This is a genomic window from Nitrosomonas communis, assembly GCF_024102715.1.
Taxonomy (GTDB): Bacteria; Pseudomonadota; Gammaproteobacteria; order Burkholderiales; family Nitrosomonadaceae; genus Nitrosomonas; species Nitrosomonas communis_B.
Window position 1 is genome coordinate 37,052 of sequence record NZ_JAGFJM010000005.1, and the last position, 25,866, is coordinate 62,917.

Annotated in this window: 23 protein-coding genes; 19 read left to right on the forward strand and 4 right to left on the reverse strand. The window is 45.8% G+C overall.

Translation table 11 applies throughout. The features are described 5' to 3' along the window. Positions 1–3 precede the first annotated feature (3 nt). The 17 genes from J5I83_RS00990 to J5I83_RS01070 all read left to right on the forward strand — a co-directional run bounded on the left by J5I83_RS00990 (position 4) and on the right by J5I83_RS01070 (position 14,516). Positions 4–351, forward strand: coding sequence for a Na+/H+ antiporter subunit G (locus J5I83_RS00990; protein ID WP_304052561.1), 348 nt, complete (start codon positions 4–6; stop codon positions 349–351). A 109-nt stretch (positions 352–460) separates the two neighbouring features. Further along, positions 461–766 carry a c-type cytochrome gene (locus J5I83_RS00995; RefSeq protein WP_304052563.1) on the forward strand — a complete coding sequence of 102 codons (306 nt, stop codon included), beginning with the start codon at positions 461–463 and terminating at the stop codon, positions 764–766. Positions 767–947: 181 nt separating this feature from the next. Beyond that, on the forward strand, positions 948–1,679 hold the full coding sequence (fnr, locus tag J5I83_RS01000) for a fumarate/nitrate reduction transcriptional regulator Fnr (protein WP_304052643.1): 732 nt from the start codon (positions 948–950) through the stop codon (positions 1,677–1,679). 242 nt (positions 1,680–1,921) lie between these two features. Continuing rightward, a complete protein-coding gene (rpsB, locus tag J5I83_RS01005) occupies positions 1,922–2,647 on the forward strand; it encodes a 30S ribosomal protein S2 (RefSeq protein WP_304052564.1) in 726 nt (241 codons plus the stop codon). 189 nt (positions 2,648–2,836) lie between these two features. Then, entirely contained in the window at positions 2,837–3,736 is a 900-nt protein-coding gene (gene tsf / locus J5I83_RS01010; protein WP_304052565.1) for a translation elongation factor Ts, read from the forward strand. A 20-nt stretch (positions 3,737–3,756) separates the two neighbouring features. Then, a complete protein-coding gene (gene pyrH, locus J5I83_RS01015; RefSeq protein ID WP_304052567.1) occupies positions 3,757–4,497 on the forward strand; it encodes a UMP kinase in 741 nt (246 codons plus the stop codon). Then, positions 4,494–5,051: a ribosome recycling factor gene (gene frr, locus J5I83_RS01020; protein ID WP_304052568.1), complete on the forward strand. Its 558-nt coding sequence runs from the start codon at positions 4,494–4,496 to the stop codon at positions 5,049–5,051. Before pyrH ends, frr begins: the two co-directional genes overlap by 4 nt. A 4-nt stretch (positions 5,052–5,055) precedes the next feature. Further along, complete coding sequence (locus J5I83_RS01025; RefSeq protein WP_304052570.1) at positions 5,056–5,853, forward strand: isoprenyl transferase; 798 nt, start codon at positions 5,056–5,058, stop codon at positions 5,851–5,853. Between the two features lie 38 nt (positions 5,854–5,891). Next, positions 5,892–6,716, forward strand: a complete 825-nt coding sequence (locus J5I83_RS01030; RefSeq protein ID WP_304052571.1) for a phosphatidate cytidylyltransferase — start codon at positions 5,892–5,894, stop codon at positions 6,714–6,716. Next, positions 6,713–7,900, forward strand: coding sequence for a 1-deoxy-D-xylulose-5-phosphate reductoisomerase (ispC, locus tag J5I83_RS01035; RefSeq protein ID WP_304052572.1), 1,188 nt, complete (start codon positions 6,713–6,715; stop codon positions 7,898–7,900). The genes J5I83_RS01030 and ispC overlap by 4 nt, the downstream gene beginning before the upstream one ends. A 108-nt stretch (positions 7,901–8,008) precedes the next feature. Beyond that, entirely contained in the window at positions 8,009–9,376 is a 1,368-nt protein-coding gene (rseP, locus tag J5I83_RS01040; protein ID WP_304052573.1) for an RIP metalloprotease RseP, read from the forward strand. Positions 9,377–9,378: 2 nt separating this feature from the next. Next, entirely contained in the window at positions 9,379–11,694 is a 2,316-nt protein-coding gene (bamA, locus tag J5I83_RS01045) for an outer membrane protein assembly factor BamA (protein WP_304052575.1), read from the forward strand. A gap of 28 nt (positions 11,695–11,722) precedes the next feature. Continuing rightward, positions 11,723–12,253 (forward strand): OmpH family outer membrane protein, encoded by a 531-nt coding sequence (locus J5I83_RS01050; protein ID WP_304052577.1) that lies wholly within the window; start codon positions 11,723–11,725, stop codon positions 12,251–12,253. Between the two features lie 117 nt (positions 12,254–12,370). Next, on the forward strand, positions 12,371–12,814 hold the full coding sequence (gene fabZ / locus J5I83_RS01055) for a 3-hydroxyacyl-ACP dehydratase FabZ (protein ID WP_304052578.1): 444 nt from the start codon (positions 12,371–12,373) through the stop codon (positions 12,812–12,814). Between the two features lie 67 nt (positions 12,815–12,881). After that, on the forward strand, positions 12,882–13,469 hold the full coding sequence (gene rnhB / locus J5I83_RS01060; RefSeq protein ID WP_304052580.1) for a ribonuclease HII: 588 nt from the start codon (positions 12,882–12,884) through the stop codon (positions 13,467–13,469). Positions 13,470–13,495: 26 nt separating this feature from the next. After that, a complete protein-coding gene (locus J5I83_RS01065) occupies positions 13,496–13,948 on the forward strand; it encodes a CopD family protein (protein WP_304052582.1) in 453 nt (150 codons plus the stop codon). 85 nt (positions 13,949–14,033) lie between these two features. Continuing rightward, positions 14,034–14,516 carry a peptidylprolyl isomerase gene (locus J5I83_RS01070; RefSeq protein ID WP_304052583.1) on the forward strand — a complete coding sequence of 161 codons (483 nt, stop codon included), beginning with the start codon at positions 14,034–14,036 and terminating at the stop codon, positions 14,514–14,516. A gap of 32 nt (positions 14,517–14,548) precedes the next feature. Here J5I83_RS01070 and mutS read toward each other — a convergent pair whose 3' ends face one another. After that, positions 14,549–17,137: a DNA mismatch repair protein MutS gene (mutS, locus tag J5I83_RS01075; RefSeq protein ID WP_304052585.1), complete on the reverse strand. Its 2,589-nt coding sequence runs from the start codon at positions 17,135–17,137 to the stop codon at positions 14,549–14,551. Between the two features lie 216 nt (positions 17,138–17,353). Then, positions 17,354–18,529 (reverse strand): type III PLP-dependent enzyme, encoded by a 1,176-nt coding sequence (locus tag J5I83_RS01080; protein ID WP_304052587.1) that lies wholly within the window; start codon positions 18,527–18,529, stop codon positions 17,354–17,356. Positions 18,530–18,945: 416 nt separating this feature from the next. Here J5I83_RS01080 and J5I83_RS01085 point away from each other — a divergent pair, with 416 nt between their 5' ends. Then, positions 18,946–19,833, forward strand: a complete 888-nt coding sequence (locus J5I83_RS01085; protein WP_304052588.1) for a recombination-associated protein RdgC — start codon at positions 18,946–18,948, stop codon at positions 19,831–19,833. 833 nt (positions 19,834–20,666) lie between these two features. Here the strand turns inward: J5I83_RS01085 and J5I83_RS01090 are convergent. Then, on the reverse strand, positions 20,667–21,218 hold the full coding sequence (locus J5I83_RS01090; protein WP_304052590.1) for a FecR domain-containing protein: 552 nt from the start codon (positions 21,216–21,218) through the stop codon (positions 20,667–20,669). Between the two features lie 229 nt (positions 21,219–21,447). Here J5I83_RS01090 and J5I83_RS01095 point away from each other — a divergent pair, with 229 nt between their 5' ends. Continuing rightward, positions 21,448–23,073, forward strand: a complete 1,626-nt coding sequence (locus J5I83_RS01095) for a formate--tetrahydrofolate ligase (RefSeq protein ID WP_304052592.1) — start codon at positions 21,448–21,450, stop codon at positions 23,071–23,073. Positions 23,074–23,696: 623 nt separating this feature from the next. Here J5I83_RS01095 and J5I83_RS01100 read toward each other — a convergent pair. Further along, complete coding sequence (locus J5I83_RS01100) at positions 23,697–25,388, reverse strand: hypothetical protein (RefSeq protein WP_304052593.1); 1,692 nt, start codon at positions 25,386–25,388, stop codon at positions 23,697–23,699. Positions 25,389–25,866: the final 478 nt, after the last annotated feature.

A 25,866-nucleotide genomic window follows, 5' to 3' on the forward strand; every position in this document is an offset into this window, starting at 1 on the left:
ATTATGTTGGAAATTTTCGTTTCTTTATTGATTCTGACCGGCGCAATCTTCACATTTATCGGCTCGTTAGGGCTGGTGCGGCTTAAGGATTTTTATACCCGGATTCATGGCCCAACCAAAGCAACTACGCTGGGAGTGGGCAGCTTGTTGATCGCCTCCATGCTTTATTTTAGCTCCCTTGAAGAAATCGTCAGTTTGCATGAAGTGCTGGTAACGCTATTTCTCTTTATCACTGCCCCGGTAAGCGCGCATCTGCTGACTAAAGCAGCACTTCATCTTGGTTTGCAATCGCTTGCGAAGTTACCAGGGTATCTCGTCAATACCCGGCATCATGAGAAGAAAGTCAAGTAGAGTCATGGCAATAGATGTGCTGTTTGGTTTTCAGGCGATTTTGGGTGCTCAATATGGTAGACTATATAAACAGGTATTTAATTATTTTAGAGGTTAACAGGAGAGAAGAATGAAGAAAAAACTACCTTTGTTGTTAGGCTGTATGCTGATTGTATTGAGTGGCTGCTCAAGGGATAAATATATGCCGAATGCAGGTGCGACACCTGAGGTTATTTTTAAGGAAGCTTGTGCGAAATGTCATTCTCCTGTGAATGGCAAGGTAATGGCGCTGAGTCCGGAAATGGCGAATGTGGATGCTATTATTGAGCGAGTAAGAAATGGAAAGGGTTTTGCCATGCCGGCCTTTCCTAATCTCATGGGTGATTCAGTGGAAGGTCTGGCTCAATATGTGCTGGAAAATAGCGCAACTAAATAAATTGTTGTCAGCTGTCATTTTTTTCTGTGGCAGAGATTCCAGTCAGTCTAGATGAGCTAGCTCCCATGCCGCATAAGAATCTCTGAGTGGATTGCTTATGCGGCTTTTTTGCTTGATTGAAGCAGTAATGTAAGATCAACCAATTCGCATTGACCAGGAATTTGTTTTGTCTAATAACGCAATAGCCAGAAATTACGCTGTCTCTAGAGTTCAATCGAAGTGTACGACGTGTAGTTTGCGAGAGCTGTGTTTGCCTGTGGGTCTTGACGAACGGGAAACCGAGATCCTCGGTGAATTAATTGATCATAAGTTCAGAATTCGGCGTGGAGAACATTTGCTTCATACTGGCTTAGGCTTTAAGTCACTTTATACCGTCCGCAATGGGTTTTTTAAATCTTATGTGCTTGACTCGGATGGCTGCCAGCAGGTTACTGGTTTTTATATGACAGGAGAACTATTGGGGCTGGATGCCATCAGTTCCGAGAAGCATACCTGTGATACTGTTGCTTTGGAGGATAGTGAAGTTTGTGAAGTTCCTTTTGCAAAGCTTGAGGAGATTAGTCGAGATATTCCTTTGCTTATGCATCATTTTCATAAAATCATGAGCCGTGAAATCGTTCAGGATCACAACATTATGATGCTGTTGGGCAGCCGGAAAGCCGAAGAGCGATTGGCCGCTTTTTTGCTTAATCTGTCAGAGCGCTTTGCCAAGCGTGGCTATTCATCAACAAACTTTATTCTTAGAATGACGCGGGAAGAAATCGGCAGCTATCTGGGGCTCAAGCTTGAAACGGTTAGTCGTTCATTGTCCAGATTGCAAGAAGAAGGGGTGATAGCAATTAATAATAAGCACGTCAGATTAAATGATATTCAGCGGTTAAGCCGCAAGCTCTACAGTTCCTCGGATAGATAGCAGTCTTGTCATCCGGGGTTTATTTGTAATCTAACAATGTGTTCGGATTATACAGCTTTTCTTGAGAGTAGACTGGAGCATGTTATAATCGCCAACACAATTAGGTGCGCAAAAATACCCAGTGCGATCTGGTTGTAACCCAATCTAGTTAAGATTAATAAATACACACACTCGTCATTGTAGGGTGCTTAGTAAGCAGAATGGCTGGAGGCGAGTGGCGGTTTAACCCTAAAGGAAAATTTATGTCTGTAAGTATGCGTCAAATGTTAGAGGCTGGTGTGCATTTTGGTCATCAGACCCGTTTCTGGAATCCCAAAATGGCTCCATACATTTTTGGGCAGCGAAATAAGATTCACATTATCAATCTTGAAAAAACATTGGTAATGTTTGAGGAAGCAATGAAATACTTACGCAGGCTTTCTGCCAATGGTGGCACTATCCTGTTTGTTGGAACAAAACGCCAATCACGTGACATCATACGCGAAGAGGCAACTCGTTGTGGTTCTCCCTATGTCAATCAGCGCTGGCTAGGAGGAATGCTGACCAATTTCAAAACAATCAAGCAATCGATCAAGCGTCTGCAAGAGATGGAAGCAATGGTGCAGGACGGCCTTCTGGATAAGCTAGTCAAAAAAGAGGCGCTCGATTTTCAGCGCGAACTTGATAAGCTCAATAACAGTTTAGGCGGGATCAAAGAGATGAAGGGGCTGCCTGATGCCATGTTTGTCATTGACGTGGGCTATCAGAAAGGCACTATTACCGAGGCAAATAAACTGGGTATTCCGGTTGTGGGCATAGTTGATACCAATCATAGTCCTGCTGGCGTGGAATATGTTATTCCCGGTAATGATGATTCAGGTCAAGCCATACGTCTTTATGCGCGTGCAGCAGCTGACGCTATTTTAGAGGGGCGCAATCAATCCATCCAGGAAATCATCGAAATGAGTAATTCTGGTACTGAGAATTGATCGAATGCAGGCAGAAACGCATAAAGACAGGTAGTTTGAGCATGAGAGGCGGAATTTGCCACGTAAAAAGGGTTTATTTTCGAATTTTGTTATAACAAGAAAAATGTAAAGTAAATAGTAATCATTATTCCGCTTTCTCATTGTATCTTTAATAAATCAATAATATAGTTTTCAGTACTTGGAGCAAATATGGCGGAAATTACCGCGAGCATGGTAAAAGAGTTACGTGAATCGACAGGCCTGGGAATGATGGAGTGCAAAAAGGCCTTGGTGGAAACAAATGGTGACATGAAGGCAGCAGAAGATCTGTTACGGATCAGAAGTGGTGCAAAAGCGAGCAAGGCTGCTGGTCGTATCGCTGCAGAAGGGGTGATCGGAGCTTTTATTTCGGCAGACAGAAAAAATGGTGCATTAGTGGAAATCAACTGCGAGACTGATTTTGTCGCTAAGAATGACGATTTTGTTAATTTTGCCAAAGGTCTGGCACAATTGGTTGCGACAAAAAATATTATCGAGCCAGATGAGTTAGCCGCATTGACGTTGCCTCATGGAGAAACTGTTGAGGCGTCTCGCCAAGCTTTGGTGATGAAGTTGGGTGAAAATATTAGTATCAGACGAAGCGTCTGCTACACGGCAAAAGGCTATCTTGCGATGTATCTGCATGGATCAAAAATTGGTGTGATGATTGATTATACCGGTGGAGATGAAACGCTTGGTAAAGATTTGGCAATGCATATTGCAGCAAGTAAACCGCTGTGTGTTTCCGGTGATCAAATATCACCTGAGCTGCTAGCACATGAGCGTCAGATTTTTACCGCGCAAGCTGCTGAGAGCGGAAAGCCGGCCAATATCATCGAGAAAATGGTAGAGGGGCGAATAGCCAAATATCTGGCTGAAGTGACACTATTAGGTCAACCTTTTGTTAAGGATCCGGAGCAAACAGTTGAGAAATTACTTGCTACCAAATCTGCTACGGTAAATGGTTTCACTCTTTTTGTGGTAGGAGAAGGAATAGAAAAGAGGTCTGACGATTTCGCCGCTGAAGTCATGGCCCAAGTCAGTCAGGTAAAAGAGAGTAAAGCCCAGTAGCAATCCGATTCTTTTTGCTTATGCCATCTGCTTATAAACGTATCCTGCTGAAACTTTCAGGTGAAGCCCTGATGGGCGAAGATAAATACGGGATCAATCGTGATGTGGTGGAGCATATCGTGGTTGAAATTTCCGCAGCAATCCAGCATGGTGTTGAGGTTGCAATCGTTGTGGGAGGCGGGAATATTTTTCGCGGCATGAAATCAGCCGGTGATGGGATGGATCGGGTGACTGCTGATTATATGGGTATGTTGGCTACCATAATGAATGCTCTGGCCTTGCAGGATGCGATGCGAAGGAAGGGTTTGATATCACGAGTGCAATCTGCACTACGAATTGATCAGGTGGTGGAACCCTATATACGCAATAAGGCAATTCGGTATTTAGAAGAGGGGAAGGTGGTGATATTTGCTGCGGGTACGGGTAATCCTTTTTTTACTACTGATACTGCTGCTGCTTTGCGGGGTATGGAGATCAATGCAGATATAGTACTCAAAGCGACTAAGGTGGATGGTATTTATTCCAGTGATCCTAAAATAAACTCCGATGCGACGCGCTACCAGCATTTATCTTTTAATGAAGCGATTGGTAAGAATCTGCAAGTTATGGATGCTACAGCCTTGACACTTTGTCGCGATCAGGAATTGCCAATCAATGTTTTTAGTATCTTTAAATCTGGTGCGCTTATGAGGATACTATTGGGAGAGGATGAAGGAACTTCGGTGAGTAGTTGTGATTCAGATAGGACGATTAATTTATGATCGCTGATGTAAAAAAATCTGCTGAGCAAAAAATGCAGAAGTGCTTGGAAGCACTTAAAGCTGATTTCGGTAAGGTTCGAAGCGGACGCCCTCACACGGGCTTATTGGACCATGTTATGGTCGATTACTATGGGACGATGACACCGCTTAATCAAGTTGCTAACATTAGCTTACCCGATGCGCGTACTATCGGTGTAGTGCCTTGGGATAAAAAAATGTTGAATGCGATTGAAAAAGCCATTCGTGATTCTGATTTAGGATTAAATCCGATGACACTGGGTGAGATGGTGCGAGTGCCTATGCCGCCACTGACTGAAGAGCGGCGCCGGGAACTCGCCAAGATCGTCAAGAATGAAGCAGAGTCCGCGCGAGTAGCAATGCGTAATGTTCGCAGAGATGCAAATGCTCAAATGAAAGAATTGCTCAAAGACAAACAGATCTCTGAGGATGATGATCGGCGAGGTCAGGAAGAGATTCAGAAGCTTACTGACCGATATATCGCTGAAGTTGATAAATTGCTGCAGGTCAAAGAAGCCGAATTGATGGCTGTGTAAGAATATGCCACAGGTTCCGGGCTCAACTCGAGAAGATCCAGCAAAAAGCATCATTCCAAGACATATCGCCATTATTATGGATGGCAATGGACGTTGGGCAAAGAAACGCTTTTTGCCGCGAATAGCTGGGCACCGGCAGGGCGTCGAGGCGGTAAGGAGTACCATTAAGGCTTGCATGGGGCGGGGCGTAGAGTATCTCACGCTCTTTGCTTTCAGTAGCGAAAACTGGCACAGGCCAGAAGAAGAAGTGACGTTTCTAATGCAGCTTTTTATCAGAACGCTTGAGCATGAGGTAGCCAAACTGAATGAAAATGGGATTCGCTTCAAGGTGATAGGGGATTTGTCCAAATTTGATTCCAGGACTGTAGCCTTCATTCATCAGGGGGAAGAGCTGACCGCCAATAATAGCCGGTTGATATTTACTGTTGCAGCAAATTATGGTGGACGTTGGGATATCATGCAGGCTGTTCAGAAAATGATCAGCGATTCACCAAATTCGCTGGAGGATTTTAAAGAAACGGATCTTGTCAGGCATTTTGCCATGAATTACGCGCCTGACCCGGATTTATTTATTCGGACTGGTGGGGAATGCCGTATCAGTAATTTTCTACTGTGGCAATTAGCCTACTCGGAATTATATTTTACCGATACACTTTGGCCAGACTTTGATGCACATGCGCTTGATTTAGCGATAAAATCATATCAGCAACGAGAACGCCGGTTTGGGCGAATCAGTGAGCAGCTGCAAAATATGCCTATTAAAAAAGGAATAACCAAAATTGCTGCCAAGAAAAAACTCTAGTTGCTTTATTTTTCTATTCAGCGGGAAGTGACCCGCTTATGCTTAAAACGCGAATTCTTACAGCTATTGTTCTGATAGCTTTTTTTATATCAGCTTTGTTTTATTTACCAGCGATATTTTGGACAGCATTGCTTCTAGCGCTGACGGTTGTTGCGTCTCGAGAGTGGTGCAGACTTGCAAGGTTTACCACTAAACAGACTATACTCTATTTAATTTCAACGACATTGCTGGGGGGGGAGCTGCTGCTAATACTAAGTGAGGCAGTTGCGAGCAATCCAAATAGTACCAGCATGATCTGGATCTATGTGGCTTCTTGTTTATTCTGGGTGATAGCTGTGCCGGTTTTATTAAGGTTATCGCACCAGGTTCAAAGCGTAAGCTTATTAATGCTGATGGGTTGGCTGGTTTTACTGCCAACTTGCCTGGCGCTGTATCAATTACGTGCGATTGATCCTTGGTTGCTACTTGGATTTATGGGTGTGATCTGGGTATCAGACAGCGCAGCTTATTTTGTTGGACGCTCGTTTGGTAAGCATAAACTCGCACCTGAGATCAGTCCGGGTAAAACTTGGGAGGGTGTGGCTGGGGCGTTAGGAGCTGTTTTTTGCTATGCATTGATATGGGGGCAAATGATAGAGAGCAACATATTAGCAATCGGACTCATTCTATTATCGCTAGTCTTAACCGGATTAGGAATCTTAGGCGACCTATTTGAATCGCTGATGAAACGGCAGGCTGGTGTTAAAGACAGTGGCAATATTTTGCCAGGCCATGGCGGTATACTCGATCGTATCGATGCGCTCACCTCAACATTGCCAGTGGCGGCACTGGTATTTCTCATTTTTTATACATTAGAACTATGACAGCAACTCGTCACCTGACCATACTTGGATCAACGGGCAGCATTGGTGAAAATACATTGGATGTGGTGGCGCGCCATTCCAACCGATTCCACGTTGTTGCGCTTACTGCAAATGAAAATGTAGATAAGATTTTTGCGCAATGTCAACGGTTTTGCCCCCAGTATGCAGTCATGCTGCATGCAGCCAGCGCTGAACGTTTGGATAAAAAAATAAGAACAGCGGGAATTGATACGCAGGTGTTGGCAGGAGTCGAATCATTGGAAAGGGTGGCATCCTTACCTGAAGTAGATACTGTCATGGCGGCCATTGTTGGTGCAGCTGGTATCCGTCCGACGATCGCTGCAGCGCGTGCTGGCAAGAAGGTTTTATTGGCAAATAAAGAAACGCTGGTGATGGCAGGCCGTATTTTTATGGATATAGTAAAACAGTCTTGCGCCACTCTGTTGCCCATTGATAGTGAGCATAATGCTATCTATCAATCATTGCCAAGGTATTTTAATGGCGACCTCGCTTCGGTAGGTGTTCGCCGTATCTTGTTAACAGCCTCAGGAGGCCCGTTTCGACGGACAACGTTATCCGAGTTAGAATATGTCACACCGGAGCAAGCATGTGCGCATCCTAACTGGGTCATGGGGAGAAAGATTTCAGTAGACTCCGCCACGATGATGAATAAAGGTCTGGAGGTCATTGAGGCACACTGGCTATTCGATGCTGCACCAGACAAAATACAGGTTGTTATTCATCCGCAAAGTGTCATTCATTCCATGGTTGAGTACATTGACGGTTCAGTTCTGGCCCAACTGGGCAATCCTGATATGCGTACCCCTATTGCACATGCACTGAGTTATCCTGAGCGGATAGAAAGCGGAGTGAAATCATTGAATATATTCGAAATTGCGCAGTTGAATTTTGAAGCACCGGATTTTGCGCGCTTTCCGTGTTTGAAGCTTGCTTATGATGCATTATCTGCTGGAGGTAATATGCCTGCGGTACTTAACGCTGCCAATGAAATCGCGGTCGAATCTTTCCTTGCGGGCCAGATGGCATTTACCACGATTCCATTCATGATCGAACAGACTATGCAAACGATCAGCCGACAAGAGATCGCTACCTTGGATGATGTGCTTGCAGCTGATTCCATGGCGCGTGAAGTCGCCCGCGAATGGTTGACGTGCCAAGTCTAAAATAACGGAGTTTTCTTGGCAGAAAATGAAAACTATGGATGATAGGCAAGGTACACGCATTCTTGTTTGAGTGCTTAAAAATTTATTATTGCCATATATTTGATTGAGATGTCACTACTTTTTTCAATTCTCGCTTTTGTGGTTGCGTTAGGTGTATTAATTACCTTTCATGAGTTTGGCCATTATCTGGTTGCGCGCTGGAGCGGTGTAAAGGTTTTACGTTTCTCGATCGGCTTTGGTCAACCACTGTTTAAAAAGTGCTTGGGTAAAGATCAAACCGAATGGGTGATTGCAGCTCTTCCTCTCGGCGGCTATGTCAAGATGCTGGATGAGCGCGAGGGAGAGGTTTTGCCGCAGGAATTAGGGCGTGCGTTTAATCGTCAGTCTGTTGCAAAGCGTTTTGCAATTGTTGCCGCAGGACCGATTGCTAATTTCCTGTTAGCAATTCTACTTTATTGGCTACTTTTTATGTCGGGCATCAGCGGCATCAAACCAGTGCTGGGTCCAGTAAAACCATTGACACCTGCTGCCCTTGCTGCTTTTGAGCAAGGAGAAACCATTGTAAAGATTGAAAATGAATCTATTCCGACATGGCAGGATGCGCGCTGGAGGTTGTTAAGCCATGCAGTCGACCGTAATCCTGAGGTAATGGTCGAAACAGTGAATGCTCATGGAGAAATTTCCTGGCGGAAATTGAACTTAAGTGATATAGCTGCTGATGATTTGGATGTAAATTTTCTAGAAAAAATTGGCTTGGTAAGCTATCAACCTGTCATGGCGCCTATCATAGGCAAGGTAATCACAGGAGGAGCGGGTGATCGTGCAGGGTTACTTGCCGGAGATGATATTCTGGCAGTAAACAACAAAGACATTCCGAGCTGGGAGGTGCTTGTTAAAGAGATTCGTGCCCAGCCAGAACAATTATTGGAACTGGAAATCTTGCGTGATAATAAGACAATGACTATTGCGATCACGCCGGATAAGGCGATTGAGGGTAAGACCGAGATCGGAAAAATTGGAATTGCACCTAAGATCGATCACGAAACGATGGATAAGCTGCTGGTTAAAGTGAGTTATCCCGCTGGCACGGCGCTGCTGAAAGCATTCGATAAAACCTGGGAAATGACCTTTTTTACACTACGAATGCTGGGAAAGATGGTGATAGGCGAAGTTTCGTGGAAAAATGTGAGCGGTCCGATCACTATCGCGGACTATGCCGGACAATCAGCACAAATAGGAATAATGGCTTATCTGGGTTTTCTTGCGCTGATTAGTGTGAGTCTCGGCGTATTGAATCTATTACCTATTCCTGTATTGGATGGGGGGCACTTAATGTATTATGTGATCGAAATTATCAGAGGTGCCCCATTGTCGGAAAAAGCCATAGTTATTGGTCAGCAGATTGGTATGGCGATGTTGTTCACCCTCATGGTTTTTGCTATCTACAATGATATTTATCGGCTTATTTTTGGTTAAGCATGAAACTCAAGTGTCTGGTCGTACTCTATTGTTTGCTTTATGCGTTTACTTGTGAAGCAGTTGAACCATTCGTTGTAAGGGATATTCGTGTTGAGGGAATACAACGTACTGAAGCAGGAACAGTCTTTAGTTATCTACCGATAAAAGTCGGCGATGTTTTGGATGAGGCCAAGGCAGCTGCAGCGATCAAAACACTTTATGCAACTGGCTTTTTCCAGGATGTAAAACTAAAAACCCAGGATGGATTATTGATTGTACAAATACAGGAACGTCCTGCTATTGCCCAGATTACCATCAACGGCGCCAAAGAATTTGAAAAAGACAAGTTAAAAGAAGGTTTAAAACAGGCAGGTTTGGCTGAATCCCGTATCTTTAGCCGTTCCTTGCTGGACAAGGCCGAACAAGAGCTAAAAAGGCAATATATCAGCCGCGGTAAATACGCCGTCAAAATTACTACAACAACAACGCCATTGGAGCGTAATCGGGTAGGGATTAGCTTCGATATAGAAGAAGGTAAAACGACTAGAATCCGTCAGATAAATATCGTTGGTAATGAAGCTTTCAGTGATGGTGATCTGATTGGCTTGTTTGTGCTGAGAACACCAGGGCTTCTAACTTGGTTCACCAAGGATGATCAATATTCGAAACAAAAATTATCTGCCGATCTGGAAACATTGCGTTCCTACTATCTCGACCGTGGTTATCTGGAGTTTAATATCGATTCTACCCAGGTATCCATCACGCCGGATATGAAGGATATCTACATTACCATCAATGTTACGGAAGGGCCGCAATATACGGTTTCTGATATCAAACTTGCCGGCAATTTCCTGGTGCCGGAAGAAGAATTACGCAAACTGATCAAACTCGAGCCAGGTGGTATCTTCAATCGGGAAAAATTGACTGAATCTGTCAAACTCATTACTGACCGGTTAGGTGATGAGGGCTACGCATTTGCTAATGTCAACGCTTCACCCGAACTGGATAAGGAGAGCAGGAAAACCGCGTTTACTTTTTATATTGATCCAGGCCGCCGGGTCTATGTCAGGCGGATCAACATTAGCGGCAATGACCGTACCCGCGATGAAGTCATTCGTCGGGAGTTTCGTCAGATGGAGGGGGCCTGGCATTCAACCAGTCAAATCAACCGTTCCAAGCAACGCGTTGATCGGTTAGATTTTTTCACCAACGTTAATGTGGAAACACCACCGGTAGCAGATGCACCTGATCAAGTGGATATTAATATTCATGTGACCGAGAAGCCAACAGGCGCGATCATGTTTGGAGCAGGGTACTCCGATTTGGAAGGGATTATTTTAAATGGTTCTGTTTCCCAGAATAATATTTTTGGTACAGGAAATTTTCTTAGCTTGCAGGTCAACACAGGCAGTGTCAACAAGATATTTTCAGCATCTTTTACCAATCCTTACTATACGATCAATGGCATCAGCTTGGGACTCGATGTTTTTAGACGGGACATCAATACTAGATCATTGCCCAGTGTAGGTGTTTTTAATACGGATACGGCTGGTGCGACGTTACGTTTCGGAATCCCGATAGCAGAGAATGATATCGTGTCGCTGGGTTTGGGTGCGGAGCATACAAAGATTGATCTGAGAAACGATAGCCCTCAGCGGTTTAAAGATTTCGTGGAGGAATTTGGAAGCTCGACCAATAACCTTCCGATTACCCTTAGCTGGGCGCGTGACAACCGTGATAGTGCGATCTGGACAACCTCGGGGACGACAAATCGCATATTCGGAGAATTTAGTATGCCCTTTGCTGAGTTGGAATACTACAAGGCGAGTTATGAGCATAAATGGTTTGTGCCGATTTCAAGCATATTCACTTTGATGCTGAATGGACAAGTAGGTGTTGGCGATGGTTATTCAGGTGAATCGTTGCCGTTCTTTAAAAACTTCTTTGCAGGTGGCTTTAATTCGGTGCGTGGTTACAATATTAACTCACTAGGTCCGCGTGATCCGGTGCTGGATGCGAATGGCAATCCGATACCTGGTAGGCGTGGAACGGTGGTAGGGGCTAGTAAGCGCGTTGTCGGCAGTGCAGAAATTTTGTTTCCAGCTCCTTTTATGAAAGATGAAAAGACCGTACGACTAGCAGCTTTTATTGATGGCGGGAACGTTTTTAATGATTGGTCGGATCTGGATCTGAACTTCCTGCGTTTTTCTACGGGACTGGCTGTTACCTGGATTTCGCCAATGGGGCCATTGAGATTTAGTGTGGCGCAGCCATTAAATGACCAAAAAGGTGATGATATTCAAAGATTCCAATTCCAGCTCGGACAAACATTCTAAAGCCAGACTAGTTCAGCAGGAGAAGCAATTGGACCGCAAACTGTTATGGAGGCAGTGGTTGGTCAGTTTGTTCGCGCTGTTTTTACTGATCGGCGGGAGCTCAAATATCTGGGCGAGAGAGATCAAGATCGGAGTGGTGAATACTGAGAAAATCCTGCGAGTATCTGCGCCGGCTATCATGGCACAAAAAAAAATAGAAAAAGAATTTCAGGCTTATGATGAGCGTATTAAAAAAATGGCCGCCCAAATTAAAGAATTACAGGAACAATTAGAGAAGAATGATAAGGGCATCACAATAGAAGAGAGGCGAACGAAGGAGCGTGAGCTGGCGAACATCAGCCGCCAATATCAACGTGCGCAGCAACAGATGCGGGAAGATTTGAGCGTGCGTCAAAATGAAGAATATAGTCTAATTCTGGAGCGCGTCAATAAAACTATCAAGAATATAGCGGAAAACGAGAACTATGATCTGATCCTGCAATTACAGGATTCAGTCTATCGCAGCCAGCGTATAGATATCACGAATCAGGTTATCAGGGCGCTTGCAGAACAGGAGTAGGCGGCTATAAATAGCCTATAGCATATATTCCTGTTATCCAATACTCATGCAAGCCAGTATTAAGCTGGTTATTATAAAAATAACTAATCCACTATCCAGGCTAACAGGGAGATAAGAATGAATGCCATGGACATTTATGAAATTTTAAAGTACCTGCCTCATCGCTATCCTTTCATTTTGGTTGATCGAGTTGTATCGTATGAGCCGGGCGAACGGATCATCGCAGTTAAAAATGTGTCTATCAACGAGCCCTATTTTGTTGGCCATTTTCCACATTACCCCGTCATGCCGGGTGTTTTGATCGTCGAAGCCTTGGCACAGGCAGCAGCCTTACTCACACTGAAAACAGAGAATGCTGCGAAAAATGATGCGCAAGTTTATTATTTTGTGGGAATTGATGGTGTGCGTTTTAAGAAACCTGTGATGGCAGGTGATCAACTGGTGTTGAAGGTTGAAATTACCAGACAAATAAAAGGGGTCTGGAAATATACAGCGCGTGCGGAAGTGGATGACCAGCTGGTGACTGAAGCGCAATTAATGTGTACAGCAAGAGATATATAGCACCGCGGGCTATACTGTAGTTTTTTCATATTCATGTTTTTCTGTAGACAACCTGTAAATAAGCGGCATGCATAATACTGAGTGGATTGGCGGTGTAGACGAAGCTGGCAGAGGGCCGCTTGCTGGTCCAGTCTATGCGGCATGCGTCATCCTCGGCCCGGACCACAATATCGAAGGATTGGCAGATTCCAAAAAACTGAGTGAGCAAAAACGCACTTATCTTGCCAGTCTCATCAAGCGGCAGGCGAAAGCATGGGGGATCGCTTCTGCTTCTGTTGCCGAAATAGATCATTTGAATATTCTGCAAGCCAGCTTGCTCGCCATGAAAAGGGCTGTGGAAAAATTACCGCTGGTTCCTGCTATCGTTCTGATCGATGGCAAGCAAGCGCCGCGGCTGAACTGCCTCGTACGGACGATTGTGAGGGGTGACAGCCTGATTCCTGAAATATCGGCAGCTTCGATACTGGCCAAGACAGCTCGCGATGCTGAGATGCTGCAATTACATAAGCATTTTCCTGTTTATGGATTAAAACAGCATAAGGGTTATCCTACCAAGGCACATCTGGCGGCATTGCAGCAGCATGGCATATCTGCAATTCATCGGCGCAGCTTTGCTCCTGTGCGCGCTTTAATAAAAGAGCATACCCATTCCTGATTACTTTTTGCTAGAGAGGGATACCCATGAAAATACCATTATTTTTGCACTTGCTGGGAGTGATCATTTGGGTGGGTGGGATGTTTTTTGCTTATATGGTGTTACGTCCGGCTGTTGTTCTGCTGCTTGAACCCGCTATACGATTGAAGCTCTGGAGTAGTGTGTTTAGCCACTTTTTTCCATGGGTATTGTTATCAGTAGGATTTATCCTGGTGAGCGGTCTCTATATGGTAATGCAAATGGGCGGATTTGCGGCCGCAGGTCTGCATATTCATCTTATGTTTGTGCTGGGCTTACTGATGATGCTGATTTTTTTGTATGTGTTTTTCGCGGCATACAAAAAGCTCAAATATCATGTTGTGAGAGAAGAGTGGCCAACTGCAGGCGCTGTATTAGGACGAATTCGTCTATTAATTGGGTTTAATCTTATACTGGGAGTTGTAATCATTACGATTGCAGTTCTAGGTGGGTCAGTTTAGTCTGGCCAATCGTGGGGGTATCCAGAAACTTTGGCAGGCGTGGATACTCCATTAATTAATGAGAATCAAGATAGATGGGAAAAAGATGCGTATAGAAAAGGATACTGTGGTATCGCTGCAATATTATAAATTGTCTAATTCACAAGGTGAAATTGTCGAAGAATCCACCTCTCCAGTCAGTTATCTGCATGGTGGTTATGGCGGGATGTTTCCGGTGGTAGAGGCGGCATTGCAAGGAAAGGAAGCAGGATACCATCTGTCCTTAGCAATGGAGCCGGAAGAAACTTTCGGAGAATATGATAGCGAGTTGATTCGGATCGAACCACGCAGTGCTTTTCCAGACACTGTTGAGGTGGGTATGCAATTCGAAGGTGCGGAAGAGAATTCCGAGGATGTCATGATCTATACGGTTACCGATGTAACCGAAGATATCGTGGTGGTCGATGGTAATCATCCGCTGGCGGGAATGGCTTTACAATTTGAATGCATTGTGATGGAAGTACGCGTTGCTTCTCATGAGGAGCTTGCACATGGTCATGTGCATGGACCACATGGTCATGAGCACTGATCAGTCCCGTCAACTTTGCAGGATAAAATATGTCAGTCCTTATCCAGCATTGATTTTAACGTGTAGAGATGTTCCAGTGCTTCCTTAGGACTGAGTTCATCCGGTGTAAGTTTGCTTAAATGGGTAAAAATGGGGTGTAATGTTTCAGAAAGCTGATCGGCTGGATCAGGTGATGCTGAGAATAAATCGAGTTGTGGATTCCTGTTGACCTTTTCCTGTTCCAGCTTGGTCAAGATTTTTCTGGCTGCTTTGATCACGACGTTGGGCACCCCTGCCAGCGCAGCCACATGGAGGCCATAGCTTTGACTGGCAGGCCCTTCGTTAACCGTGTGCAAAAAAACAATGTGTTGTTTGTATTCGACAGCTCCCAGATGAACATTAGTCACTTGCCCGAATTCTTCCGCCAAGCTGGTCAGCTCGAAATAATGAGTCGCAAATAGCGTGTAGCTCAGGTTCTTGGTCAGTAAATAGCGAGCAATGGCGAAAGCCAGTGCCAGTCCATCAAAAGTAGACGTTCCTCGCCCGATTTCATCGACCAGTACCAGGCTTTGGTCGGTGGCGTTACGCAGGATATTGGCCATTTCGGTCATTTCGACCATGAAGGTGGAGCGCCCTCCGGCCAGATCATCTGATGCACCGATGCGGGTAAAGATCTGATCGAGTGGGCCAATACGGACACTGTTTGCGGGGACAAAGCTACCGCAGTGCGCAAGCAAAGCAATCAAGGCAGTTTGCCGCATATAAGTGGATTTTCCACCCATATTGGGACCTGTAATGATGAGCATTTGCCGTCTGCCAGTTTCACCTAAACCAAGCTGCACATCATTGGCAATATAATGATCTACCTGACTTTCCACCACAGGGTGGCGGCCAGTGTGAATGTCTATGATTGCTTCATCGGTAAAGACCGGCGCGGTATAGTTAAGTGCCTGAGCACGTTCAGCAAAAGTGTTCAGTACATCGATTTCTGCCACGCTTTGCGCCATATGCTGTAAACGGCTGATATACCCAATAAGCTTTTCCAGTAGAGCCTCATATAAAAATTTCTCTCTCGCCAATGCATCATCCCTGGCTGCCAATGCTTTGTTTTCAAAGGCCTGTAATTCGGGTGTGACATAGCGTTCGGCATTTTTCAAGGTTTGCCTTCTGCGATAGTCAGATGGAATCTTGTCGCCATGCACGTGGGTGATTTCAATATAAAAACCGTGTACCCGGTTATATTCCACCTTGAGATTAGGAATACCCGTGCGCTCTTTTTCGCGCGCTTCCAGTTGCAGCAGAAACTCGCCACAGTTATTTTGTAAGGCGCGTAACCCATCTAGCTCAGCATCATAACCATCAGCGATGACTCCTCCCTCACGCAGCATCACGCCCGGCTCAGGCAGTAATGCCTGATGCAACAGCGCTACCAGGCTGCTATCTGGCATTATGGCTTGCGCCAGCAGCGTGAGATGTTCGCTGGCAACACTGGTTGCCATCATTGCAATTTCAGGCAGATAAGTCAGGCTATCACGCAGGCTGGAAAGGTCACGCGGTCGGGCCGATTTGAGTGCAATGCGTGCAGTAATGCGCTCAATATCGGCAATGCGCTTGAGATGTTCTCTGATGCCAACGTAAGGTGCAGCCATTTCAGCTGTTTCAATTAGTTTGGCGACGCTGTCAAGACGATGCTGCAGAATCGTGTAATCCTTTAATGGATGGTGCAACCAGTGCCGTAACAAACGGCTGCCCATACTGGTGGAACAAGTATCCAGCAGCGATAACAAGGTGGGTGAAGTTTCTCCGCGCAAGGTTTCAGAAATTTCCAGATTGCGGCGCGTAGCCGCATCCATTCGGATATAGGCGCCATCACGTTCCACCTGCAATGCCTTGACATGCGTGATATCAGCACCTTGGGTAAGGCGAACATATTCGAGTAGCGCACCGGCAGCCTGCAGCGCTGCGTGCAAATCATCGCAGCCAAAGCAGGAAAGATCATGGGTGCCAAATAGCCTGGTAAGGCTACGGACCGCACTGCTGTAATCGAATTGCCATGCAGGCAGCCGTTTATGGGTATTTGATTCAGCCAGTACTAATGATATATCCGGCGGCTCAGGCAAAAGGATTTCAGCTGGCTGCAGGCGCTCCAGCTCGCTTATCAGATTATCCGGCGAGGTTTCCAGCACGCGCAACTGGCCAGCAGCCAGATTGAGCCATGCCAGCCCCAATGTTGATTTGTGTGATGACAGCGCCAGCACGATGCAGTCGCGTTTGTCCTCCAGCAAAGCGGCATCAGTCAGTGTGCCTGGTGTGATAATGCGTGTTACCTTGCGTTCCACCGGTCCCTTGGCGGTAGCTGGGTCGCCCACCTGCTCGCAAATAGCCACCGATTCACCCAGTTTGACTAGTTTCGCCAAATATTGATCTGCAGCATGATAGGGCACGCCAGCCATTTTGATCGGCTCGCCTGCCGAGGTTCCGCGCTGGGTCAATGTGATATCGAGTAATTTGGCTGCTTTCTCGGCATCCTCAAAGAATAGCTCATAGAAATCCCCCATGCGATAAAACAGCAGCTTATCAGTATGCTGCGCCTTGATGCGCAAGTACTGCTGCATCATGGGGGTATGATTTACTGACGTCATAAAATGCGAGGGTTAGAAATCAAGCTCCCTATTTTAGCAGGCTAGGCTGCTGAAATAGGTAATCTGTTACAGTAGATCATTTGCTCTGTTGATTCAGGCAGTTGATGGAAGGACGTTATGCTAAACTTGCCGAAAAAACGCCCTTCAGCAAGTTTAGCTAGTAGAAATGCATATCTATTGTGTTGGTTCAATCATTAGCCAATGAATTAATCCAAATTAGAGCACGATGACGTCAGGCAAGGGGAAGCCATTAAAATTACTGGCATAGGCAGTAGTATAAGCGCCTGCATTGGGAATAAAAATAAAATCGCCTTCCTGAATATCTTCAGGTAGCAGCTCATCATGCATCAGCACATCAACGGAATCACAGGTCGGGCCAGCAATGGACCATGGAATATTGCTGCCTTTGCGATCAGTCAGAATTTCATAACGCAGCCCTTCACTTACTTCAATAATGCCACCGAATATGCCGGCATCCCAGTACATCCAGCGCTTGCCATTGCGGGTGGCGGTGCCTACTACCCTGCAAACAAAACACGCTGAATCCGAAACAAAGTATCGACCTGGTTCTGCCATGATGTGAATGTCATCAGGGAGGTCGGCAATGGCATCGTTGATGACGTCTGCAATCACTTCAATCGAAGGAATAGGCTTGACATGCCGCACTGGATAACCACCACCGATATTGAGCAAGCGAGGCTTTAAACCAGCCTGCCTCATGTCATCGAAAACATTTTTGGCACGTTCAATACCCACTCGCCAGTTTTGCGGATTACGGCATTGCGAACCAACATGAAAGGTCACTCCTGCCAGATCAGCATCCAGTGAAGCTGCTTCGTTAATAATTGCTTTGATGTCAGCAAGGTGCGTGCCAAATTTACCTGCTAAAGGCCAGTCGCTGCCGATGTTGGGTGTATCAATGCGCAAATATAGTTTTGCATCTGGTTTGATACTGACGATTTTACGCAGCTCTTCAATACTATCCAGTACATACCATTCTACGCCTTTGGCTGCGGCGTACTCCAGGTAGGCGCGCGATTTCATGGGGTTGCTATAGTAGATTTCTGCTGCGGGAACACCTAAACTCAGCAACAGATCCAGCTCGGCGATAGACGCGATTTCAAATCCTGAGCCTTCTTCTATCAATGTTCTTAATACGCGCGCATCCGGATTTGCTTTTGCTGCGTAGTGCGGGTGTACACGCGGCATGGCAGCTTTGAAACGACGGATTTTGTTACGGATGATATTGCTGTCGACCAGCAGGAAAGGCTTGCTATAACCTTTTTTCAGAGCTTCTTCAACAAGGGCGAGATCCAGACTAATTTCGGGATGGGTGTCAAAGATAACTTCACTTTCAGTTCTCTTTTGTACAGTGGCGGTACGTATTTTCATTATTAATTCCTCTTACAGGTCGCTACGTTTCTGGGATATGAATGTGAACCAAATCAGATTGTGCAGAAGAATTCGCTTTGCTTATCATGATGACCTCCTTATTTCTTGGCACTAATGAAGCTATAAAATTATTAAAGGGTACGAATTATAGGCCGCATTTTTGCGGAATCAAGCATTTTTTTAATAAAAGAAAAAATAATTTATTCTTAAAATGGTTACTTGAAATCATAAGGTTGTAGCATAAATCAGTTTTTTTTCCTTACCTATGCTAAATGCTGGTTGAGACAACAAAAAAAAACTATTGTTCAAGAGAAAGCTGACCGGTTATTAATTGATCAAAAACCAGCAATCGCATGTACAATTTTCATGCTTTTTTAGCGTGCCCCTATATAAAACGATTCGCGAGTAAACACATTATGTGGTTTAAGAACTTACAAATATACCGTATCACCGACTGGAAACTCACGTCCGAAGAGCTGGAGGAGCTGTTAGCCAGACGCACCCTGCAAGCTTGTTTGAGTATGGAAATGCAAAGCCTTGGCTGGGTCCCGCCCGGCATGGAAGAAGCCCATCTGGTTTATGCGCGCGGGCAGCAGCTGCTCATTGCGCTGGGGTCAGAAAAAAAATTGCTGCCTGCTTCCGTCGTCAATCAGCGCGCCAAAGAACGCGCTATAGAAATGGAAGCGCAGCAGGGCTATCCAGTTGGCCGCAAACAAATGAAAGAAGTCAAGGAGGCCGCGTTATACGAGCTGCTGCCACGCGCCTTTGTCGTGCGGCAGAAAAGCCATGCCTGGATCGATCTGGCAGATGGCTGGTTTATCATTGACAGCTCCAATATCGCCAAGGCAGACACCTTTGTTGAAACTTTCCTGAAAACGATTCCCACCCTGGTACTCAAGCGTATCAAAACAAATTTGACTCCCGCATCTGCCATGACCCGGTGGCTAGCAGGAGATGAGTTGCCTCATGCATTTACTATCGACAGTGACAGCGTTTTCCGCAGCAGAGAAGATAAAAAAGTCTCGATAAGCTATCAGCGACAACCGCTCGACGCGGATGAAATCAACCGGCATGTCAGAGCAGGGAAGGAAGTCACCAGGCTGGCGATGGTGTGGGAAAACAACCTTGCCTTTATGCTGGACGAAAATCTGCAAATCAAGCGGCTTACCCTGCTGGATATCGAAAAAGAACCGGCAGAATCGGCGGAAGAACAGTTTGATAGCAATTTCTTTCTCATGACCGAACAATTGAAGCAATTGTTGCCTGATTTGATTGATGCATTGGGAGGCGAAGAGGCAGAGTAGCAAACTGGTTGGAAATTTCCGGATTAAGTCAAGTGCTACAACCGACATGCCATGATTTCTGGCGCTAACCAATTATGGTTCTACATTCTAATTTTGAGATGATATACAGTTAGCAAACTGGGCTAATATCACAACTAATTTGTCTCTTATTCTCTAAGTATGTTGATATACCAAAACTTTCTATTTACTTGTTAGAAGCAATCAGTCTCCAGAATGGAGAAATAAAATAAGTGAACCAAGAATGGTTTGAAATGCATGATATCTGCCGGAAAACATTCAGCAAGTCTGTTTGGATACCGTTGAGAGCTGTCTTTCATAACGAGAAGAAAGGAAAGTGGACTATGAAGGTTACAAAGAGGATTTCTTCGGGACGGGGTTAATTGCAATTCCCGTTGATAAGATTGATGCAGCAAAAAAGTTGGGCTGAATGGATATTGGAATTAGCCATGAACATTCAGGCTGGGTTGATAATGGTGACTATACACCGGCAGAAATATACAGAGATTATGATCATGAATTAATGGTACCGATCTAGTATTGGAGCAAAGAGCTAATGATGATGATCCTAATATATGACACCTCAATCAAGATTTGGTAATCACATAAGGTAATTCGTGGCTTTGCCCGAAAGACGGTTATACAGAGGTTGCAAGACTAAAAACACTGGCGATAGGTCGCCGTCATTAATGGAGGTCACAATATCTCAAAGATTACCTTTGTGCTAGGGGAATGGCACTTTATATGACTCACTACTTTAGTTGAGATGTTGTTTGTAAATAGTGACGCGTTCCATATCTCCTGGCCAGATGGACGTAGTCATGAAAGTAACGTAATCACTGCTGCAAACGCCAAGGCGCAATGTTTCGGTCAGCAATCAGTTGGTGTTTGCTGATGCTGATATCATCAAAGTCAACTTGCTCAAATGCATTGATTTGATATATACCTGATGCGACATGAATCTTGATGTGTCCATCTGCAACGGCGACATGGTTATTGCCATTTTTGTGCATTTGGATGCTGCAGCGAGTGCCAAAGCCCTGGATGATGGCATTGCCGACTTTTGCTTCCAACTGATTGGTGGTGTTTTTGTTGATGTCAAAATAAACATTTCCCTTGAACATTTCAACTTGCAGTGGTTGGCCTTCTTTTACGGCTATAGAACTGCGCGTATCCAATGCCATATCAATACCCGGTGCTATTGCAGCGGTCAGTTGTTCTTCCGATTCTGTTTCATAAAACCGGATGCTAGGTGGCTTACCAAAATACCAGGTCATCAAACCGAGCATGACACAAACGCCCAGAAGCGCGCAATGTACTAGAAAGCGCCGCCAACTGAAAACAAATTTAAAGGGTTCCGGCTTAGGTTCCTGCATTTTGTTTCGCACAATATCAAATGAAAGTAAGAATTATATACTGACAGCTAAATTATTTTTTAGTTTGGAATTTGGCGCTAATTCCCGTTAAATGCTTATAGGTATTGGCTCCCCACGGATCATTCCAGCATTTACTGGATGGGCATGAGTCGAGCTGGGCGGCAATTAGCACAAGATCATCTACAAGAGTGTCGGGATGTTAGAATTGACTTTGTTTATTCTTCTTGCCTGAGTTTTGATAATGCGCCCCATACTGGACATCGCCGCTGCACTTGATCTGCAACCCAATGCACTGATGTGCTATGGCGAGCATATGGCCAAGCTTCGGTTGAACGCTTTGCCCAACAAAGAGACTAAGCCAAAAGGTAAAATCGTGCTGGTTTCGGCAATTAATCCCACTCGCAGTGGCGAAGGAAAAACTACTGTTGCTATCGGTCTGGCGCAAGGTCTAGCCCGCATTGGTCAGCGTGCAGCACTTGCTTTGCGCGAACCCTCGCTGGGCCCTATCTTTGGCGTCAAGGGTGGTGGTACCGGTGGCGGCCGCTGCCAGCTTGAGCCTTCGACACGCATTAATATGCATTTCACCGGAGATTTGCACGCGGTTGCTGCAGCCCACAACTTGCTGGCCGCCTTGCTGGACAATGCCATTCATTTTCGCAGCGAACTGGACCTGGAGCACCGCCAAGTCTTTTGGCGCCGTGTGCTGGATGTGAATGACCGCGCCTTGCGTCAGACCGTGATTGGATTGGGTGGCCGTCTCAACGGTGTGCCGCGTGAGACCGGCTTTGACATCACTGCAGCTTCAGAAGTGATGGCCATTCTTTGTTTATATACGGATCTTGCTGATCTCAAGTCCCGGCTGGGACGCATCCTAGTCGGATTCGATCGCGCGGGTAATCCAGTAACGGGACAGAGCCTGCAGGCAACAGGAGCAATGGCGGCTCTGCTGCAGGATGCGATGCTGCCGAATCTGGTGCAATCGACCGAAGGTGTGCCCGCTTTTGTGCATGGCGGTCCCTTTGGCAACATCGCCCATGGCTGCAATAGCGTGGTTGCCACCAAGGCTGCTGCCGCCTGTGTGGACTTTGTTGTAACAGAAGCAGGTTTTGGTTTTGATCTGGGCGCCGAGAAATTTTTTGACCTCAAATGCCGCAGCTCCGGCCTATGGCCTAGCGTCGTTGTACTGGTGGTAACTGCGCGGGCATTAAGAATCCATGGTGGCGGCGACCCTGCTCATCCCGGTCCCATCACAGAAATCGAATGTGGTTTGGAACACCTGGAGCATCATGTCCACAGCGTGCGTGCCTTTGGCTTTGAGCCGGTCATAGCCATCAATTGTTTTGCAGGCGATACCCTGCAAGAACTGGCTGTCATCGAGAAGGGATGCGCCAAGCTTGGACTGAATGCTGCCCGCTTTAGCGGTTTTACCGATGGCGGTGCCGGGGCTGAAGCATTGGCGCATGCGGTTGCCACCGCCGCTGCTCAGCCGCCCCCCCCTGTGCGCTATCTTTATGAGCTGGCGTCGCCTCCCGAGGAGAAAATTGCCGCTGTCGCCCGCACTATTTATGGCGCCAGCGATCTCGAGTTCAGTCGCACTGCCAGAAAGGATCTGGAGCGGGTGTGCGCGCTTGGCTACGAACGCCTCCCCATCTGTATCGCCAAGACCCACCTGTCATTGAGCAGTGATCCTGCTTACGTAGGTCATCCCCAAGCATTTGTACTGCCAGTCGAGTCGGTGCGCATAGCCGCCGGTGCAGGCTACCTGCTGGTGCTGACGGGTGATATCGTTACCATGCCCGGCTTACCGCATAATCCAGCTGCACACCGTATTGATTTGTCTGGTGATGGGGAGATCATGGGCATTTGACCACCCTACCCAATAGGAAGGTGCTGAAAAAAGGAAATTACAGTGCTCCCGTACATCGAACTAAAGTTTTCTAAAAATATGTGCGATAACTCGGGCAATCCTTTCATTTAAGATAGGAGGCTGTCTTTTCTTGAATTCAGGATAAATGAGAGTGCTCATAAGTCTGCTCCTAATTCTCAATAATAAGAGAGTCAGATCACATCGTCACTTTTCGAAGCTAATAATAAAAATGTATGTATTTGCATTATTGCCAACTTATTTGCTATCCCATAACGTAAGCATGCAACAACGCTCAATTGGTTTGGTCCGTTGCTTTTGCTTGGTTTCAGGGATGAGGTAGTATATTGAAATTAAATATCAGGTTACTATGGCCTTAGTTGCTTGGATTATTTGTAAACATTTGTGAGCCAGGGCAAACAGGATGTGGCACGAGCCAATATTGAGCATCCATCGCAGAAGCTGGAGTTGGAGCTGTTTACCTTCATGAAGTGATCGCAGGCAGGGTAAGGATCAATTGAGAGGTGTGATGATGTGTTCACGTTTTGGTGACGTTCTCCTGTAAGCGCTTTTTTGTGGTGCCACATGCAGCATCAAACTGATGCTGCATGGGAGGGTAGTCAAGCTTATTGGATTGTCGGGAGAAGGTTAATTCCAATTTTGTATTCGCCGGCGGGGGGGCTGTTTAGCTTTATTTCCCATTTTGTAATGCCAGAAGTCATCCCGTAAAAGCCTCCCAATATACCCTTGCAGCGGAAATCATCAGGGTCAGGACGTGCCATTGAGGGAGATGGACAGCCGGTATAAATCCTAAGTACTGATCGTCCAGCTTCAGGCAAACTATAAGCTTGCTGCCAAATTTTCCCATCACTCGTTGTCAGCTTGAAGACAACCGCATCCGGAGAGGGGTTTGCATAGCTACTGGTGATTTCAAGGTTGAAACCCAACCCCAGGCCACTTGGCGGCGTTTCTGAGACAATGGAAAGACTATCTTCCACTCCGCCTTCTGAGCCAATTTCTGCAACAATCCCATCAGCAGCAAAGCTGAGTTCCAGCCACTGAGCCTGGCCAGTGGCCTCAAATGCGCTGTCCGCATTTACTAAAGAAGCTTCCATGATATCAATACTGCTCAGCAAGACAGTGTGTGCTCCTTGCTCAAGATTATTGAATGAGAGTTCCCACGCTTTGATTCGGCTGAGGTCAAAGCTGCCAGGTGGTCCCCAGGCTGCCATCGTCCAGCCTTTCCCTTGGGGATCAAGTGAAAATCGGTATGGCACCACGACATCGCCAGCCGGTGTCTGATGACTCAAGATAGTTTTTCTAACGACATCCAGTGGTTTTCCTTGTTGCCAGATGCTGCCATCCTGCATGGTCAGACTCATGATCAGTGCGTTTGGATCCAGATTCAGACCGGCATCCACTAAAACCACGATTTGTCCGCGATTGTTAGTTGTCAAATCGAAATGGATCTGTGCTTCCTTACGCAAAGATACGGTTTCCCACGGATCGCCTTCCGATCGATAGACCGCCCTTACAAATCCATATGGATTGTAATAATGTGGATGTTTACGCACATGATATAGCCAATGGGTATCGCCATCTGTTGGATTCCAGTCAGTATGGCGGAACAGGATACTTCCATCCCCAGCAAAAAAATTTACTCCGAATGGCTCAGCAACGCTTGTATTTTCTGGTGTGTCGTAGTTTCCCTTTATATACATGGTATGAAAGTTAATGTGGCTATTGCCAGGAGGCAAGTCCACTAGGATAATTTCCCATGAAACAACTTTACCGAGATCGAACACTCCCTGATGCCCCCACTCAGCGCGGGCGAATGAGCCTTCCTTAACAGGGAACGCTCCTGCTTGCCATACATTGTTTGCCATTACTTTAGGCTGGTCCCAAATGCTGCCATCCTGCATGATCAGGCGCAGCACGACACTGATATAGGGATTGCTCGTTGCATACTCTGGACGAGCTACAAGCTGTATTTCCTGAGTTCCTCGCAGATCGAACTGCTCCCCGGCATGGCTTTTTATCGAAACGGTTTCCCAAGGATCATTTCCGATAACGAAGCTGCCGGCAACATATGTTCCCAAGAATTCCAAATTATAGAGATCGGTGCCGTTGTTGTTACTCCCAATTTCAATGGCTCCCCAGTATGTATTTCCATCAGCTGGATTCCAGTCATTTTGCAGAAATAATACTGAATCCGTTGAATCAAAGCGCTTAAGAATTTTCAGTGTAGTCGCTTGCGCAGGTAAGGCAAGGGCTAAACTTAAGGCTACAATCAAAAAGCGAATCAGCGAGATAACCATATCTTGTTGCTCCAAAAGTTTGAATAGAAGAAAGATTCCAATCTGTTTCGAGAAACTTACCAGATTTGTAAGTTATTGAACCGGCAGGATGGTTTTTGTATCACGTAATTAAAATTTTTTATAAAAAAATTGACGCATGCATAATACTTAAGATGCTGCTGATTTCAGCAGCACTGGATCGGATCAGAAAATACTCTTTATGGAAGAAAATTAATATAAGCAAAATGCTTATTTTGCAATTTGAATAATGCTTAAGTAATAAATCTAAAAATTCTGCAAATTGATGGAATAGTACTAAGGTGGTTCAATAGATCCGGACAGCCCAGCTAAGTATTAATGATCTTCGCTGGGGTAAACAGTGGTCACATGAAAGTAATGCCCAAAGGAGTTCAAGCTGGTCGCTGTCAGGTTTGTTTCCGGATCAGGGAGATACGAAGGCAGAAGTGACATGCAATCTGGAATTTAATGCTAAATATGC

Excerpts from the sequence above, each read along its gene's own strand:
- rpsB (WP_304052564.1), top strand. The coding sequence starts at position 1,922 with ATGTCTGTAAGTATGCGTCAAATGTTAGAGGCTGGTGTGCATTTTGGT.
- J5I83_RS00995 (WP_304052563.1), top strand. The coding sequence starts at position 461 with ATGAAGAAAAAACTACCTTTGTTGTTAGGCTGTATGCTGATTGTATTG.
- tsf (WP_304052565.1), top strand. The coding sequence starts at position 2,837 with ATGGCGGAAATTACCGCGAGCATGGTAAAAGAGTTACGTGAATCGACA.
- bamA (WP_304052575.1), top strand. The coding sequence starts at position 9,379 with ATGAAACTCAAGTGTCTGGTCGTACTCTATTGTTTGCTTTATGCGTTT.
- fabZ (WP_304052578.1), top strand. The coding sequence starts at position 12,371 with ATGAATGCCATGGACATTTATGAAATTTTAAAGTACCTGCCTCATCGC.
- mutS (WP_304052585.1), bottom strand. The coding sequence starts at position 17,137 with ATGACGTCAGTAAATCATACCCCCATGATGCAGCAGTACTTGCGCATC.
- J5I83_RS01080 (WP_304052587.1), bottom strand. The coding sequence starts at position 18,529 with ATGAAAATACGTACCGCCACTGTACAAAAGAGAACTGAAAGTGAAGTT.
- frr (WP_304052568.1), top strand. The coding sequence starts at position 4,494 with ATGATCGCTGATGTAAAAAAATCTGCTGAGCAAAAAATGCAGAAGTGC.
- J5I83_RS01025 (WP_304052570.1), top strand. The coding sequence starts at position 5,056 with ATGCCACAGGTTCCGGGCTCAACTCGAGAAGATCCAGCAAAAAGCATC.
- J5I83_RS01065 (WP_304052582.1), top strand. The coding sequence starts at position 13,496 with ATGAAAATACCATTATTTTTGCACTTGCTGGGAGTGATCATTTGGGTG.
- J5I83_RS00990 (WP_304052561.1), top strand. The coding sequence starts at position 4 with ATGTTGGAAATTTTCGTTTCTTTATTGATTCTGACCGGCGCAATCTTC.
- ispC (WP_304052572.1), top strand. The coding sequence starts at position 6,713 with ATGACAGCAACTCGTCACCTGACCATACTTGGATCAACGGGCAGCATT.
- rnhB (WP_304052580.1), top strand. The coding sequence starts at position 12,882 with ATGCATAATACTGAGTGGATTGGCGGTGTAGACGAAGCTGGCAGAGGG.
- J5I83_RS01095 (WP_304052592.1), top strand. The coding sequence starts at position 21,448 with ATGCGCCCCATACTGGACATCGCCGCTGCACTTGATCTGCAACCCAAT.
- J5I83_RS01070 (WP_304052583.1), top strand. The coding sequence starts at position 14,034 with ATGCGTATAGAAAAGGATACTGTGGTATCGCTGCAATATTATAAATTG.
- J5I83_RS01085 (WP_304052588.1), top strand. The coding sequence starts at position 18,946 with ATGTGGTTTAAGAACTTACAAATATACCGTATCACCGACTGGAAACTC.
- rseP (WP_304052573.1), top strand. The coding sequence starts at position 8,009 with ATGTCACTACTTTTTTCAATTCTCGCTTTTGTGGTTGCGTTAGGTGTA.
- J5I83_RS01030 (WP_304052571.1), top strand. The coding sequence starts at position 5,892 with ATGCTTAAAACGCGAATTCTTACAGCTATTGTTCTGATAGCTTTTTTT.
- pyrH (WP_304052567.1), top strand. The coding sequence starts at position 3,757 with ATGCCATCTGCTTATAAACGTATCCTGCTGAAACTTTCAGGTGAAGCC.
- J5I83_RS01100 (WP_304052593.1), bottom strand. The coding sequence starts at position 25,388 with ATGGTTATCTCGCTGATTCGCTTTTTGATTGTAGCCTTAAGTTTAGCC.